This window comes from Pedobacter sp. AJM, assembly GCF_002197755.1.
In the GTDB taxonomy this organism is placed as follows: Bacteria; Bacteroidota; Bacteroidia; order Sphingobacteriales; family Sphingobacteriaceae; genus Pedobacter.
Genome location: NZ_NHOT01000015.1, coordinates 24,271 through 40,358, shown reverse-complemented (window position 1 = coordinate 40,358; position 16,088 = coordinate 24,271). Strand labels below are relative to the sequence as shown.

18 protein-coding genes are annotated in these 16,088 nt (G+C 38.5%); 4 read left to right on the top strand and 14 right to left on the bottom strand.

The window, feature by feature from the left end; genetic code table 11:
- Positions 1-97: 97 nt before the first annotated feature.
- From CBW18_RS19620 to CBW18_RS19610, 3 genes are all read right to left on the bottom strand, one after another.
- Complete coding sequence (locus CBW18_RS19620) at positions 98-511, bottom strand: hypothetical protein (RefSeq protein WP_088303064.1); 414 nt, start codon at positions 509-511, stop codon at positions 98-100.
- Between the two features lie 82 nt (positions 512-593).
- Entirely contained in the window at positions 594-2,006 is a 1,413-nt protein-coding gene (gene rlmD, locus CBW18_RS19615) for a 23S rRNA (uracil(1939)-C(5))-methyltransferase RlmD (RefSeq protein ID WP_088303063.1), read from the bottom strand.
- Between the two features lie 158 nt (positions 2,007-2,164).
- Entirely contained in the window at positions 2,165-2,275 is a 111-nt protein-coding gene (locus CBW18_RS19610; RefSeq protein ID WP_088303062.1) for a phenylalanyl-tRNA synthetase subunit alpha, read from the bottom strand.
- A gap of 229 nt (positions 2,276-2,504) precedes the next feature.
- Between CBW18_RS19610 and CBW18_RS19605 the strand changes: the two genes are divergently transcribed.
- Together CBW18_RS19605 and crtD are read left to right on the top strand one after the other, a co-directional pair.
- Entirely contained in the window at positions 2,505-4,208 is a 1,704-nt protein-coding gene (locus tag CBW18_RS19605) for a M28 family peptidase (RefSeq protein ID WP_088303061.1), read from the top strand.
- Positions 4,209-4,212: 4 nt separating this feature from the next.
- Complete coding sequence (gene crtD / locus CBW18_RS19600) at positions 4,213-5,685, top strand: 1-hydroxycarotenoid 3,4-desaturase CrtD (RefSeq protein ID WP_088303060.1); 1,473 nt, start codon at positions 4,213-4,215, stop codon at positions 5,683-5,685.
- On the opposite strand, the gene CBW18_RS19595 is transcribed toward crtD, so the two are convergent.
- Genes CBW18_RS19595 through CBW18_RS19575 form a run of 5 tightly spaced genes read right to left on the bottom strand, consistent with a single transcriptional unit; the run spans position 5,682 to position 9,466 of the window.
- Positions 5,682-6,185, bottom strand: coding sequence for a shikimate kinase (locus tag CBW18_RS19595; protein ID WP_088303059.1), 504 nt, complete (start codon positions 6,183-6,185; stop codon positions 5,682-5,684). The two genes, crtD and CBW18_RS19595, sit on opposite strands and share 4 nt — an antisense overlap.
- Positions 6,186-6,207: 22 nt before the next feature.
- The gene (locus CBW18_RS19590; protein ID WP_088303058.1) at positions 6,208-6,654 is read right to left on the bottom strand and encodes a DinB family protein; all 447 of its coding nucleotides are present in this window, start codon (positions 6,652-6,654) and stop codon (positions 6,208-6,210) included.
- Positions 6,655-6,656: 2 nt separating this feature from the next.
- Positions 6,657-7,712 (bottom strand): ABC transporter permease, encoded by a 1,056-nt coding sequence (locus CBW18_RS19585; protein WP_088303057.1) that lies wholly within the window; start codon positions 7,710-7,712, stop codon positions 6,657-6,659.
- Positions 7,709-8,863 carry a BT_3928 family protein gene (locus tag CBW18_RS19580; protein ID WP_088303056.1) on the bottom strand — a complete coding sequence of 385 codons (1,155 nt, stop codon included), beginning with the start codon at positions 8,861-8,863 and terminating at the stop codon, positions 7,709-7,711. The genes CBW18_RS19585 and CBW18_RS19580 overlap by 4 nt, the downstream gene beginning before the upstream one ends.
- A gap of 60 nt (positions 8,864-8,923) precedes the next feature.
- Positions 8,924-9,466, bottom strand: coding sequence for a DUF1599 domain-containing protein (locus CBW18_RS19575; RefSeq protein ID WP_088303096.1), 543 nt, complete (start codon positions 9,464-9,466; stop codon positions 8,924-8,926).
- Positions 9,467-9,566: 100 nt separating this feature from the next.
- Between CBW18_RS19575 and folP the strand changes: the two genes are divergently transcribed.
- Entirely contained in the window at positions 9,567-10,421 is an 855-nt protein-coding gene (gene folP / locus CBW18_RS19570; protein ID WP_088303055.1) for a dihydropteroate synthase, read from the top strand.
- Positions 10,422-10,483: 62 nt separating this feature from the next.
- Positions 10,484-11,275 (top strand): diadenylate cyclase CdaA, encoded by a 792-nt coding sequence (gene cdaA, locus CBW18_RS19565; RefSeq protein ID WP_029286464.1) that lies wholly within the window; start codon positions 10,484-10,486, stop codon positions 11,273-11,275.
- A 507-nt stretch (positions 11,276-11,782) separates the two neighbouring features.
- Here the strand turns inward: cdaA and CBW18_RS19560 are convergent.
- The 6 genes from CBW18_RS19560 to lptB all read right to left on the bottom strand — a co-directional run bounded on the left by CBW18_RS19560 (position 11,783) and on the right by lptB (position 16,025).
- Complete coding sequence (locus CBW18_RS19560; RefSeq protein WP_088303054.1) at positions 11,783-12,193, bottom strand: BrxA/BrxB family bacilliredoxin; 411 nt, start codon at positions 12,191-12,193, stop codon at positions 11,783-11,785.
- A 101-nt stretch (positions 12,194-12,294) separates the two neighbouring features.
- A complete protein-coding gene (locus CBW18_RS19555; protein ID WP_216359274.1) occupies positions 12,295-12,768 on the bottom strand; it encodes a CCC motif membrane protein in 474 nt (157 codons plus the stop codon).
- Positions 12,769-12,773: 5 nt separating this feature from the next.
- On the bottom strand, positions 12,774-13,097 hold the full coding sequence (locus CBW18_RS19550; protein ID WP_088303053.1) for a DUF2752 domain-containing protein: 324 nt from the start codon (positions 13,095-13,097) through the stop codon (positions 12,774-12,776).
- Positions 13,078-13,497 carry a YkvA family protein gene (locus CBW18_RS19545; protein ID WP_253249093.1) on the bottom strand — a complete coding sequence of 140 codons (420 nt, stop codon included), beginning with the start codon at positions 13,495-13,497 and terminating at the stop codon, positions 13,078-13,080. The genes CBW18_RS19550 and CBW18_RS19545 overlap by 20 nt, the downstream gene beginning before the upstream one ends.
- Before the next feature lie 254 nt (positions 13,498-13,751).
- Positions 13,752-15,275 (bottom strand): GH3 auxin-responsive promoter family protein, encoded by a 1,524-nt coding sequence (locus CBW18_RS19540; protein WP_088303051.1) that lies wholly within the window; start codon positions 15,273-15,275, stop codon positions 13,752-13,754.
- A 9-nt stretch (positions 15,276-15,284) separates the two neighbouring features.
- Positions 15,285-16,025 carry an LPS export ABC transporter ATP-binding protein gene (gene lptB / locus CBW18_RS19535; protein WP_088303094.1) on the bottom strand — a complete coding sequence of 247 codons (741 nt, stop codon included), beginning with the start codon at positions 16,023-16,025 and terminating at the stop codon, positions 15,285-15,287.
- Between the last annotated feature and the right edge of the window lie 63 nt (positions 16,026-16,088).

The window sequence follows — 16,088 nt, the reverse complement described above, 5'->3', positions numbered from 1 at the left end:
TCGCCGCTTTGTGGATGCAAAGCGGCTTATTCTTTTGGCTAACGTTGAGCTAACTATTCCAATAACAGGAACGTATTTGGCAGACTAATTCTATAATTTACTTTTTAGCTTTATTGTAGGGATAATAAACGAAATTTGCGCCTTCAGGTACAATCACAAACACACACATATAATCCTCAGGTCTTTTATAAACCTTTAAAAAGGGCTCTTTCTTTTCTTTAGTGATGATTCCTTTTTCAACAAACTCTTCTAAAGTAGAAGCTTGAATAGACCAATCTGTATTTAATTCTTCTTTATTTAAGATCATTTCACCAATACTCACCTGGTGCTGGTGGGCAATAAAAATAGGATGGGCAGAAATACCTTCCACCATAATTTCGATACCTACTTCTTTAATTGCATCAGCATAAAAAGCCAGATCTTTCTCTAAGCTTACCAACGGACTTTCCTGCTTTTTCTGTGGTGCCCCGCTATCCTCCGGTGTGGCATTTAATAATTCTTCTCTATCCATTCCTAATCTTGTATTTTGAATGAGTAACAAAATGAATGTCGATAAGTAATTCATCCCTTCGACATTCAATCATTCTCTAATGCTATCCTTTTAATTTTAACAAAACCACATTTTCCACGTGTTGTGTGTGTGGAAACATGTCTACCGGCTTAATACGTGCCACATCATACTTATCCTTTAACAACTCCAGATCTCTGGCTTGTGTGGCTGCATTACAGCTTACATAGACAATTTTTGCCGATTCCATTTCCAGTAGTCTTTGTACCACATCAGCATGCATACCTGCCCTTGGCGGATCAGTAATTACGACATCTGGCTTACCATGAAGGGCAATAAACTCAGAAGTTAAAATATCTTTCATATCTCCGGCGTAAAAAATGGTGTTATCAATGCCATTTAATGCCGAATTAAACTTAGCATCTTCAATAGCAGTTGGCACATACTCAACCCCAATTACCTGCTTTACATTTTTAGCCACAAAATTGGCAATGGTTCCGGCACCCGTATATAAGTCATACACCAGTTCATCACCTTTAAATCCGGCAAAATCCCTGGTAATTTTATACAATTCAAAAGCCTGATCAGAATTGGTTTGGTAAAAAGACTTCACCCCTATTTTAAAGCGAATCCCATCCATTTCCTCAAAAATATGATCACGCCCAGCAAACAGATGAACGTCCTGGTCAAATATGGTATCGTTTTTCTTCTGGTTAACAATGTATAATAATGAAGTAATCTGCGGAAAACTTGTTTTCAGAAAATCCATTAAGCCGCCTACCTGGTCCTGCTCCGGATAGGCAAAAACAACAGCAACCATTACCTCGCCTGTTGATGATGTACGGATAATCAGGTTACGCAATACGCCTTCATGATTGCGCAAATCATAGAATGATAACTGATGCTCTAAAGCATACTTCCGAACAGCATTTCTGATAGAATTGGAAGGTTCATCCTGCAGGTAACAATGTTCAATATCCAATATTTTGTCAAAACGCAATGGAACATGAAAACCCAAGGCATTCATATCAAAATCTTCATCCCGGTCAATATCAGTGCGGTCCAGCCAACGTTTATTTGAAAATGTGAATTCTAATTTATTACGGTAGTATCTGTTTTTGACCGATCCTAAAATAGGCTCAGCTTGAGAAGTGTCTATTTTACCAAGCCGTTGCAATGCAGCCTCTACATTTTTTTGCTTAAATTTTAACTGAGCATCATAACCCATGTGTTGCCATTTACAGCCACCACAAGTTCCAAAATGAGGACAGAAGGGATCTGTTCGCAATGTCGATTTTTCATGCAATTGTTCAATAATGGCTTCAGCAAAATTCTTTTTCTTTTTTGTTAAGCGAACATCTACAACATCACCTGGAACGGCTTTGTCTACAAAAATGACCAATTCATCAGCCTTGCCAACGCCTTTTCCTTCTTCAGCAATATCTATAATTTGTACGTTTGGAATGATGGTTACCGTACCAGGTTTTCTTCTACTCATTATCCGGCAAATATAAGGCTAAAAGCTGAAAGACTAAAGTAGAAAGCTATAAGACCAAAGCTGAAAGATAAAAGTGAGGAAAGGAACTTGAAAAATTCAGGCAATAAGAAATAACCTGATAAAAAAATCAGTATCAGAAAAAATGCAGTAATGAAAAATTATTTTCCGAAAAATTTAAATGCAACGCCCCAAAAGCCATCTAACCAGTTAAAATTCAGGTCAAATTTTTCATCAACCAATACAGAAAACTCTAATATTTCTTTGCTCATGATAAAAAACCTCTCTATTTACACAATTATACAAAATTCATACCGAAAACCATAACGGTATAAGTTAAATATACATTAACATTACTTTAAATTTAGCCATCCATATTTTTTGATGGAAGTATTTAAAACTTCCACTGACCGATCTTAACATACAGATTCATTTCACATGATAAACCTTGTGCTGATCAGGAAAGAATATTCTTAGTATCTTTCGTTTTTAAATGGCACAATGAAGATAAAAATCCTTTTTTTCCTATTGTTTACAACAATAAACAGTTATGCGCAAACTCCGGCTGATGAATACTTTAAATTAACGCGAACCGGATTTAAGGAAGATAACGCTTATAAAACCACTGCCTTTGTAGAAAAATATTTCAGGGTACCTGGCAATACAGGATTCAATGCCAGCATCCATTATGTAGAAAACATTTTAAAAAAAGCCGGCTTTGTTGAGCAGAAACAAAATGAACAGGAGGCTCCTTTAACCTATCGCATTGAAAAGCGTTCCATGACGCACAATACCTGGGAGCCTGTTCAAGCGAACATTGATCTGATCGGCGATTCAACTCCTTTAATTTCCTACCAAACCAACCGTAATATGATTCCCATTAATTGTGTTTCTACAGCGGCAGGAGGTGTAACGGCGGAGGTGCTTTATTTAGCTGACATCAAGCCTGCCGATATGGAAAAACTGGATTTGAAAGGGAAGATCATTTTTTCAGAAAATCATCCTTCAAGATTATTACCACTTGCCACTAAGGCTGGGGCGATTGGTGTGTTAGGCTATTCGATGCCCAAATACACGCAGCCGGAAATTAACCAAACCTCCATTCAGTTTAGCAGCATGAAGCCCAACAGCGAAGTCTGGACTTTACTCCTATCTTATGCTGCCAAAGAAAAGCTGAAGGCAGCTTGCCTAAAAGGTATCACAAAATTAAAAGTCAATATTCAAACTAAAATTTATCCTGCTGAAGAACTAACCATTGTGGCCAATGTAAAGGGTAGTGTAAATCCCGATGAATGTTTTGTTTTTAGTGCACATGTTCAGGAGCCAGGTGCAAACGATAATGCCAGTGGTGTTGGAACCCTGGCTGAAATGGCCAGGCTTACTGCAGAATTGTATCAGGCCAAGAAGATAGCACCACAACGCACACTTACTTTTTTATGGGGTGATGAGATTGTATCTACAAAAAGATACATTACCGAGGATACTGTTAGGGCAAAGGGCATTTTATGGGGAATGAGCCTGGATATGGTTGGTGAGGATACCAAAAAAACAGGAGGTTCATTTCTGATTGAAAAAATGCCTGATCCTTCTGCCATCTGGACGAGGGGAAATGACAAACATACTGAATGGGGTGCCGGAGATGTAAAGGAAAAAGACCTTTTTCCACATTATTTTAATGATTTCGTTTTTGATATTTGTAAGGCCCAGGGCAAATTCGCAAACTGGACGGTTAACTATAATCCTTTTGAAGGCGGCAGTGACCACACCCCATTTTTACAAAACAAAATCCCTGGATTACTGATGTGGCATTTTACAGATGTATTTTACCATACCGACAATGACAGAATGGACAAGGTTTCACCCACTGAAATGAAAAATGTAGGCGTTAGTGCATTAACAGCAGCCTATAGTCTCATCTCTGCTGATGAAAATGCCGCCAATGCTGTTATTAATCAAATAAAAACCGACGGACTGGCCCGTTTAAAAACTGAATTTGAGCTGAGTAAAAAAGCAATTGGAGAAGGAAAATCAGCAGCTGAAGAGAAACATATTATGGAGGTCTGGAGCAGATGGTACATAGATGCCTTAGCCACTATTCAAAACTTGCCGGTAAAAAAGGAGACTACGAAAGTAGGTTCAGCCATTAAAGTGGCAAGTATGGAGATGGAGAAACAAACCCTTATTTATATAACAGCATTAAAATAACATCATGCCTAAAGCAATCGTTATCGGAGCAGGAATTGCAGGAATTGCTTCCGCCATCCGCCTGGCCATAAAGGGCTATCAAGTTGATGTTTTTGAAGCCAATGCCAAACCGGGAGGTAAATTAGGTGAAATCAGGATGAATGGTTTTAGATTTGATACCGGCCCGAGCTTGTTCACCATGCCACAATATGTTGATGAACTTTTTACGCTTGCAGGCAAAAATCCGAAAGATTATTTTGATTACATTAAACTGAAAGAAGTTTGCCGTTATTTCTACGAAGATGGGTTGAGGTTGAACGCAAAGTCAGACATTGATTTATTAGCGCAGGAAATAGAAGCTAAAACCAATTCTACAGCAGAAGAGGTGAACAGATTTCTTAAAAAAAGCGCAACCATTTACGAGGTAACACACCAGGTTTTTTTAGAACGTACCCTTCACAAAATAAAAAGCTATCTGCATTGGGATACGCTAAAATCGGTTTTCAGTTTTTTTCAGATTGATGCTTTCAGAACACAAAACAAAGCCAATAAACACTTTTTCAAAGATGAACGGATTGCACAATTGTTTAACCGATATGCGACATATAATGGCTCAGATCCCTACCAGGCACCTGCCACTTTAAATGTTATCCCTCATTTTGAATATCATTTTGGTGCCTTTCTACCTAAAAACGGCATGTATGGCATTGTGACGGCATTGGTAAAACTGGCAGAAGAACTGGGTATAAAATTCCATTATAACCAGAAAGCTGAAGAAATTCTTTACTCTGATGGTGCAAAGCCTGAAGTACTGGGCATAAAGGTTTACGATAAAACTTATAAAGCAGCGGTGGTAGTTTCTAATCTCGACATTTGGTTTACCTATAAAAATTTACTTAAAAATATTGATCCGCCTAAAAAATTACTCAATCAGGAGCGCAGTAGTTCTGCCTTGATTTTTTACTGGGGCATGGATGGAAACTATAGTGACCTGGGTTTACACAATATCTTTTTTGCCAAAGATTACCAAGCAGAGTTTAATGTAATCTGGAAAGATAAATCCATCAGTGATGATCCTACTGTTTACATCAATATCAGTGCTAAACACCTGAGGGGTGAATCGCCAAACGACAGTGAAAACTGGTTTGTGATGATTAATGTTCCATCAAATAATGGACAAAACTGGGATTCTATAATTCAGGCTGCCAGGGTGAATATTATTAAAAAAATCAGCCGGGTTTTAAACAGAAATATCGAGAAGGACATTATCAGTGAACAGATTTTAGATCCCAGGAGCATTGAAAGTAAAACAGGGTCTTACCAGGGTTCACTTTATGGAAACAGTTCAAACAGCCAGTTCGCAGCCTTCTTAAGGCACCCGAATTTCAGTTCAAAAATTAAAGGACTTTACTTTTGCGGCGGCAGTGTGCATCCGGGTGGCGGCATCCCCCTTGCCTTGCTTTCAGCTAAAATTATTGATGATAATCTTCCGGACTAAAGTTTGCCAACTATGGCGCTTTCTAAGATTTCCGCATCCAGGTCAAAAGCATTTATAATCATTTTGGCCTGGGTATAAAAAGGATTCCGCTCTGCTAGTTTCAGCTGAATGAATGCCAACAGTTGTTCATCATCCAAATCCTTAATTAAAGGTCTTTTTTGCCTGTTTTGAAGCCGGGAGACCAATTGTGCCGGCTCCATCTGAAGATAAACGGTTGTGCCATTTTCATTCATCCAATCCATATTGTCAAAAAAGCATGGCAATCCTCCTCCTGTTGCCACCACACAGGTTTCAGGATATGGAAATGTTTTAAGCATGTCGCTTTCATAATCCCTGAAGCCACTTTCGCCAAATTCAGCAAAAAATTCAGCAATCGTTTTTCCTGATTTTTTTACAATTTCGGTATCCAGATCAATAACCGGACAGCCTAAACGTTGCGCCAGCTGTTTTGCTTTTGTGCTTTTACCACAACCCATATACCCGATAAGAAAAATCTTCATTTATATTACGCTTTCAATAGACCTACAATAATTGGTCTCGTTTTAATATGATGTAATCAGTTACTGGTGGTTCAAAACCGGCTTTCTTCAATAAGGTAACCACCTGTCCGCGATGATAAGTAGAATGATTAAATAAATGCAATAGAATTTCATCTACCCGGTTTTCATAACGTATGCCTTTGGAATTATGATAATAAATAACCTGATCTGAAGTGGTTTCACTCAATGCCAGGTAAATGAGTTTAAAATTTTCCTCGGAGATTTTATTAAAATCCTCCTGCGAATGGAGTTCCCAAACCCCGTAAAGCGGCCTGAGGCCCAACATCCGTTTTCCCCAGATATGCTGTGCATTAAGTACATGGCTGAACAATTGCGCTGCTTCGGGCTGTGCCACTGTTGACTGATTAAAAATCGCTATGATATATTGATCAGCAACTTTGGTATAATCGGTAATTTCCTTCTCAGTCATGTCTAGCTTAGTTTTACCCTTGGATCAACATAGGCATAAAGTATGTCGACCAAAATATTAATCACCACAAATACAAAAGCAATAAATAATATGGAGCCCATAACTACAGGGAAATCTGACATTTCTAACGCAGTAACAGTAGTTCTGCCCAGTCCATTATAACCAAAAATATATTCTACAAAAAAAGAACCTGCAAGCAGGGAGGCGAACCACCCAGAAATAGCCGTGATTACCGGATTCATCGCATTTTTTAAGGCATGTTTATAAATGATGGCATTTCTACTTAATCCTTTGGCTCTCGCCGTGCGGATATAATCCTGCGCCAGAACATCAAGCATGGCACTTCTGGTTAACTGAACAATGATCGCCAATGGCCTTAGTCCTAAAGTAACCATCGGTAACCACAAATTTTTTAGGGTTAAAATTTCACCATTAAACGGATCATAAGAATATAAACTCCCACTCATTTTCAATCCGGTATAATCGCTTAGCATGAAGCCAAAAATCCAGGCGATGATGATCCCCGCAAAGAATGAAGGTGCAGAAATTCCGAGGATGGCAAAGGCATTTGCAGACTTGTCTATCCACGAATCTTTATAAACAGCTGACAGCACACCTAAGAAAACACCTATTGCAGTGGCAAATATCATCGCTGTTAATGCAAGTATGAAGGTATTGGGCACCGTCTCAGACAAAATTGCGGTCACATCTCTTTTAGTTTGATAAGAACTTCGCAGATAGGGCCACTTTAAGGCCAATGCTTTTTGATCAAAGCTGATCAATTTCACAAAATGATACTTTGCCTTATTGGCACTATCATTATCTAGCACACTTACAGGTGAGAGATCATTAATATACAATAGAAACTGTACTGGCTTTGATTTATCCAGTCCAAATTCTTTACGAACAGCTTCTAAGGATTGTATATCGGCCCGTTGTCCCATCGTCATCCTGGCCGGATCACCGGGTAAAATATTAAAAAGCACAAAAACAACCAGCACTACACCGGCCATCACCAGTAAACCATAAAGTATTTTTTTTATGGCGTATCCAATCATTGCTTATCAAAATATTTTCTGCTTAGCTGATCAAAGGTAGGTACATTATGAAAATGCCATTTATTAATCACCACACCATTTTTCAATAATAAAACACCCGGATTAGCCCGTACCATGCTTTTTAAAGGCACTGCATCGGCATAAAACACTTCCGAAAACAGGTTATTCTTTTTCACAAAAGCTTCTGCCTCCTGGGCTGCATTGGATGTGAGCAGAACCGTACGGATATTAAATTGCTGTGTGGCATTCATGGCAATGGCATTCAGTTTCCCAATCGCATTTTCATTGGTATTTTTCAGATCGTAAGCAACAAAAATCAAACTGTAGTAAGGATTTTCAATAATTTCTTTCGTATAATCTGTACCCGAGGCATCACTGATAACCAGATCTTTAATCTTCGGTTCATAGCCTTTTTTAACCAGACGCTTTACCGGCTCACCTATAATTTCCCAGTTGTTGTCTTTCCAGATTTCAGTTTTAAGGTAATCCTTATCACTCATGTCCTTCTCTTCTTTTGTCTGCTTATTTTTGAGGTGATACATGATCTCAAATTCATCAGGTTTTTCACCCGGAGGAATAACCATCAGCGAGGGAATATGTGCGCCTACTTTGTAAGGCAGAAAATCAATTACGGGAAGCACATTGTAGGTATATAAGCCAAAGCCTAAAGACAGCAATGTTACCAGAACAGCCATGTTCCGCTGGCTGGACGCTTTTTTAAATAATGGCTGAATGGCATCCCTGCTGATGAAAATAATGATGATCAGCACCAGTAGAATTAAATCTTTACCAAATGACTGCCAAGGTGTAAGCGGAATGGCATCACCAAAACAGCCGCAACTGGTTACCACTTTAAATGCTGCCGAAACGAATGTAAGCAGCGTAAAAAATATAATTAACAGCAGTAAACCCCAGACCACCTTTTTACTCCAGAAACCCAGAATCAGCAATGCGCCCAATACAATTTCAAGTGTACAAAGCAGGATGGCCATACCAGTAGCCACCGGAATAAGGAAATCCATATGAAAAACTTCAAAATACTCCTGAAGTTTATAACCAAAACCCAGCGGATCATTTGCTTTGATTAATCCTGAGAAAATAAATAATGCGCCAACAAAAAAACGGGAAAAGTTCAACAATATATTTCTCATTCGTATTTATTTATTTTCAATGAAATGTTTAATTTACAAATAATGGCGCTCATCAATACTTTATTTAACCCCCAGTTTAATCAATGCAAAAACTGAATAATTAAGCATGTCCTGGTAGTTGGCTTTCACCCCTTCTGAAGCTAATGTCTCCCCATCGTTATCCTCAATTTGTTTGACTCTGAAAATTTTCATTAGAATCAAATCGGTTAATGAGCTCACTCTCATGTCGCGCCAAGCTTCGCCATAATCATGATTTTTAGCCAGCATTAAATCTCTTGTTTCCGTAATTTTTTCCTCAAACAAACTTTCAACCTGTTGAAATGGCATTTCGAGCGGATTGCTTTCACTCAATTCAAGCTGCATCATGGCGATTACACAATAGTTAATGATGCCGATATATTCCGAAACAATTCCCTCACCAACCTTACTTACTTTTTTTTCTTCAAGCGTACGAATGCGCTGCGCCTTAATAAAAATCTGATCGGTAATGGAACTTGGCCTGAGGATACGCCAGGCAGTACCATAATCTTTCGTTTTTTTCAAGAACAATGATCTGCAAACTGCAATTACTTCATCAAATTCTACAGCGGTATTTGTTTGTATCAAAGCCAGTATTTATTAAGTTTTAGTGTATTTTTGTTGCGAAAAACAAAAGCTAAAGATACATTTTTATAGCGAAACTCAAATCCCGGAAGGGCTTATCATGTCAGAAAAAAAATTTTTCGAACCTAAGCAAAGCATTAATATTAAGGGAAAGTTAATGGATTTAAGCTCGTCAAAAGTAATGGCTATTTTAAATGTTACGCCCGATTCTTTTTACAGCAACAGCCGAACAAAATCTATTGATGATGCGCTTACAAAAACTGAAGCCTTTTTAAAAGAGGGTGCAACCTTGATCGATATTGGCGGATACTCGTCCAGACCGGGCGCCATTGATATCCCTGAAACCGAAGAATCAGATCGTTTGATTCCTGTGATAGAAAGTTTGGTGAAAGAATTTCCGGAGGTAGTGATTTCAGTTGATACCTTTAGGGCAAAAGTGGCCGAAGAAACCATCCATGCAGGCGCACAGGTTATTAATGATATATCTGCCGGAGATTTAGATCAACACATGTTCAAAACGGTGGCCAGGCTCCAAGTGCCTTATATTATGATGCACATGCAAGGTACGCCTCAAAACATGCATCAAAACCCAACATACCAAAATGTAGCCCTGGATGTAATTGATCATATGGCTCAAAAGATCGCAGCATTAAAGGCACTTCATATCCACGATGTCATTATTGATCCCGGGTTTGGCTTTGGTAAAACCCTCGAACATAATTATGAATTGCTTCAAAACCTGGATGCTTTCAAAATATTTAAGCTTCCGGTACTGGTTGGTTTCTCCCGGAAAGGTATGATTTATAAAGCACTTCAAACCACTGCTGCCGAAGCCCTAAACGGAACCACTGTTTTAAATACGATTGCCTTACAAAAAGGCGCTGGCATCCTGCGTGTTCATGATGTGAAGGAGGCCATGGAATGTATAGAACTCATTGCCAGATTAAATGGTTAAAATAACATTGTCAAATCAATTGAAAATTGTAAACTGAAAACGGTTTTGCTATCTTGCCACTAATGAAAGGATTTGATTTCGATTTTCTTAAAGTATCTGTAACCGATGTGGTAGATATTGTGCTGGTAGCACTCTTAATCTATTATGTTTATACCCTGATTCGGAATACACTTGCTGTAAATCTGCTCGTGGGAATGTTCATTATCACTGTTTTTTACTGGGTGGTGAAAGGTTTGCATATGGAGCTACTAACCACTATCATCGAGAAATTCATGAGCGTGGGCATCATTGCTTTAATCGTTATCTTCCATCCCGAGATCAGGCGGTTTTTGTTACTGATTGGAAAAAATGCATTCCTGCAGAAGAACAAGGCCTGGTGGGGTTATTTGTTTGGGCGAAAGGAAATTGAAAGAAATAACCTGACCCGCATTAAGCCGATTATTGATGCTTGTAAAACGATGAAAAAGACCAGAACGGGTGCTTTAATTGTTTTTGTAAAGTTCTATGACGAGCAGTTTTTCGCGAACAGCTGCGAAGTGGTGGATGCCAAAATATCCAAAAGATTACTAGAAAGTATATTTCAAAAAAACAGTCCTTTGCATGATGGTGCCGTAGTGATTTCAGAAAATAAAATTAAAAGTGCCAGTTGTATTTTACCGCTAACAGATAACGACCAATTGCCTTCGCAGTTTGGATTAAGACATCGTGCCGGTATCGGTGTTTCCGAAACAACAGATGCCGTTGCGGTAATCATTTCTGAAGAAACCGGAGAAATTTCATATGCCAAACAAGGCAGAGTAAGAATGAACGTTTCGTTCGGAGAACTGGAGAAATTGCTCAATAAAGATTTTTAGTAAACACAGATTAGAGGATTTAAGTTGATTACACAGATTTTTGCTTCTCTGTCATTCTGATCCGATAGATATCGGATACAGTGAAGAACTGCGTCGCAAGCATGAATGCCTTTTAAATCTTAAATATATTATGAATAATCTCTGACCTATGAAAAACTAAACTTTCAATCAACGGAACAAGCACGCTACAATGAAGATCCTTCGACTTCGCTACTAATAACAGACTCCAATAGAATGGTCGTCATCTCGACCGGAGCAACGCGAAATGCAGAGATCTTTTTACCAAGTTATTTGAAATAAAATTTAAAAGATTTCTCCACTACGTTCGAAATGACGCCCCTTGTATATCTGTCATTAAACCTCCATGTTTCAGTGCTTCCGTGGCAAAATAAAACAGTTAGTTTATCAACACCACAACCGCAAAAAGGCAAATGTTTCCATTCACCTTTTCAATATAACTTTAAGAATCACCTATCGGTGTAATCCAAAAATCTGTGCAATCAATTATTAGCAGTACTGCTCAAAAGCACCAATCAGGTTATCAGCAATCATTTGCGCTGGTCTGCCTTCAATTTGATGACGCTCAATCATATGTACCAATTTGCCATCTTTAAAAAGGGCCATAGCTGGTGATGATGGAGGGAAAGGCATCATGTAATTTCTTGCCTGATCTACAGCTTCTTTTTCCATACCTGCAAAAACAGTTACCAATTTATTAGGGTGCTTTTCATGTGCTGCTGCTGCTCTAGCTGCCGGACGGGCATTAGCTGCCGCGCAACCACATACAGAATTTACAACCACCAATACAGTTCCTTCACCTTTTATTGCCTGGTCTACATCTGCTGCATTTTTTAATTCTTCAAAACCAACGTTGGTTAATTCCTTACGCATTGGTTCTACTAAATATTCTGGATACATTATCGTGAGTTTTTTATTTACAATTTGGACAATACAAAAATAACAAAATCGGATGGCTTGTGTCATCCGATTTATATTTTTAAGGTAAAATTAGTAAGCTCTTAATGAATTCCTTTGAAAAAACTATCGTAAGCAGAAGGATTTGCAATCGCACCTACAATAACCAGAATTACAATTGCGATAAATAATACACTTAATATAGTGGCAATCATTCCGCAGATTTTACCTGCTTTCGCATTTTTATAAGATGATTCGGTATATAAAGTTGGATTTAACTGATATTTTTTAACATCACCCGCGCCTAAAATCCAGGCAATAATACCAAAAATCAAACCAAAAATACCATAGAAGCAACAGGCTGGAATGGCAATTATGCCCAATACCAATGCAGCAGTGGCATTTGGAAGATTTTGCTGCCCCATGCCCATTCCACCGCCAAACTGACCAAATGGTGGAGGTTGCTGAAATGGCGGAGGTGTTGTAAACCCGGTATTTACAGGGTTTGGTTGCGGTATTTCATTTTTACCCAAATTAATGGGTTGGTTTTCCTGAGGTTTTTCCTGCTCTTCTGACATGCGTTTTAGCTGATAAGTTGATGAGTGTATATTTTATAAATGTAATTGATAAAAATAATTATTGCAATACCTGCAAAAGCGATTTTGATAATTTGTGCACCGCTTTTAAAATCTATTTTAAGATGAAGCAGGGTAAAAAGAATTAATAAAATAAGTGGTATCGCAGCTGGATAAAATTTGAAGGATTCAGCTAAATTTCCTTTAAGCAAAGCAATAACTGATCGCTGGAAACCACATCCGGGACAATCAAACCCAAAATGAGATTTAATCGGACAAGCGAAAAGATGATGATTCAGCCAGTCTAAAAAACTATGTTTCGGTTGAACCATCTATATATTCAATTTGAGCATCTTTCCAGACTTTATAATTTTCAAGATCTTTGACTACCTGCTTATAAACCAGGTTTAATATAAAAATATCATCTATAAAACCCAGTACAGGAACAAAATCCGGCACCACGTCTATTGGCGATAAAAAGTACACCAATCCACCTAAAATGGCTACAATTGATCGTTTAGGGATTTCGGTATAATTCCCGTTAACATAATCTTTTGACACAGCGAACAGCAATACCATTTTTTCCCAAACGCCATCCAGCTGTCCCTTATTGGTTACAGCTTTCCCCAATGCATCTTTAATAGTGGTATTGGCCTTGGATTTATCTTTCAGGATTAAAGTTGCCCTGTTTTCAGATTTCCTGAAAAAATCCAATATTTTTTGTCTGTTCATCTTCATAACAGATGCTTCACAAATTAACGGCCAAAAGTATCATAATTATCTTCCGCGTATTTGATAAAACGATCCAAAAGCTTGATGTTTTTATTTTCAATTGCGGTTAATTATTGTCAACATTTTATTCTACAGGCGCATAACACTCTACCGGATTAAAAAACTGGCGGCAAGTACTTTTCCTAAACACGTAACTATGCCGGGGGAAAACGGTGTTTTTCAAAATCTGCAGATCCAGTTTGCGAATATTTTTATTATGCTGCAGATGCACTAATCATGATCAAAATATCATCTATGTATTTCCTTTCGTTAGCCAGGCGCGGAACTTTATGTTGCCCACCCAGTTTATCCCTGGCTTTTAACCAGTTGTAAAAAGTATTGGCTGGCGCATTGTGTACCGTTGGCCTACACAGGGCCATATCCTTAAATCTTTTGGCATCGTAATCTGAATTGACTTCACGCAAGGTATTATCCATCACATCAATAAACTTTTCGAAATCATCGGGCTGTTTATCAAATTCTATAATCCACTCATGTCCGCCTGCTTTCTCGCCTTCAAAATAAATTGGCCCGGCGGTATAATCTTTTATTTCAGCACCGGTTTCAAGGCAGGCCCTGGTTAAAGCCTGCTCTGCATTATCAATAATCACCTCTTCACCAAAAGCATTGATAAAATGTTTGGTTCGTCCGGTAATTTTAATACGATATGGTGCAAGTGAGGTAAACTGAATGGTATCTCCAATCATGTAACGCCACAAACCGCCGTTAGTGGAAATCACGATAGCATAATTTTTATGGAGTTCTACTTCACCAAGCAATAAGGCTTTAGGATTTTCTTCGCCTATATTTTCCATTGGAACAAACTCATAGAAAATACCATAATCAAGCATAAGCAGCATTTCATCAGAATTATCCTGATCCTGAATGCCGAAAAAGCCTTCAGAAGCATTATAAGTTTCCAAATAATACATGTCATTTGAAGGAATAAGTTGTTTAAACTGCTCGCGATATGGGGCGAAATTCACCGCACCGTGGATATACACTTCAAGGTTGGGCCAAACTTCCAACAGGTTATTTTTGCCGGTTAATTCCAAAACCTTTTTGGCCAGAACGATGGTCCAGGTAGGTACGCCTGAAATACTGGTTACGTTTTCCTGAATGGTGGCTTCAGCCATGCGGTCCATCTTTACCTCATAATTATCCATTAAAGCGATAGACATATCAGGTGTACGGTAAAATTCGGCCCAGATGGGCAGGTTTTTAATCAGCACTGCTGATAGATCACCATAAAAACAATCTTCGTTAAGCTGATTGACCTGGTGGCTGCCGCCCAGCACCAAACCCTTGCCGGTAAACATTTGATTATCCGGCCGGTTGTTACAATAAATGGAGAGCATGTCTTTCCCGCCTTTAAAATGGCATTCTTCAAGTGATTCTTTCGAAACAGGAATAAATTTACTTCTATCGCTGGTGGTACCCGATGATTTGGCAAACCATTTAATATCCGATGGCCATAAAATATTCTGTTCGCCGGCCAGCATTCTTTCGATATAAGGCTTTAGGGTATCATAATTCTGAATAGGAACACGTTCCTGATATTGTTGCGGGGTGAGGATGCTTTTATAGTCATACATCTTGCCCCATTCTGTATTTTCTGCACTATCAATTAAGGTGTGAAACCACTCCTGCTGAACATCATAAGGATATTTCATAAAAAGTTCGATCTGGTGGATCCGCTTTTTCATCAGCCAGGTAAAAATTGAGTTTACAATTGCCATGCCTTGTAATTATATGTCGAATTTTTTACGCTTCAGTACAAAGTTTGAACCCAGATATACTTTTCGCACCATTTCATTCTCTGCCAGCACTTCCGGCACACCTTGTTCAAGAATTTTACCTTCGAAAAGTAAATATGCCCGATCAGTAATGGAAAGTGTTTCCTGCACATTATGATCGGTAATTAAAATACCGATATTTTTATGTTTAAGTTTCGCCACAATGCTCTGGATTTCTTCTACCGCAATGGGGTCTACACCAGCGAAAGGTTCATCCAGCAGAATAAAGCTGGGATTTGCTGCCAGCGCACGGGCAATTTCTGTTCTTCTGCGCTCTCCGCCTGATAATAAATCACCGCGGTTTTTGCGTACTTTATGCAAACTGAATTCATTAATCAACTCTTCCAGCTTATCCTTTTGTTCTTCCTTAGACAGGTTACTCATTTCCAGAATAGCCAGAATATTATCTTCAACCGTAAGCTTTCTGAATACCGATGCTTCCTGAGCTAAATAACCAATACCTTTTTGCGCTCTTCGGTACATGGCATCCTGCGTAATATCTTCTTCCTCTAAAAAAATCCGCCCTTCATTTGGTTTAATCAACCCCACAATCATGTAAAATGAGGTGGTTTTACCTGCCCCATTTGGCCCTAATAAGCCTACAATTTCTCCCTGACTTACACTAAACGAAACATCATTTACAACGGTTCGCTGTTTATATTTTTTAACCAGATTTTCGGCTCTTAATATCATATTTTCCTTGCTCGTCATCCTGAATTTATTTCAGGATCTTTTTAATGGAGGTGCTGAATCAAG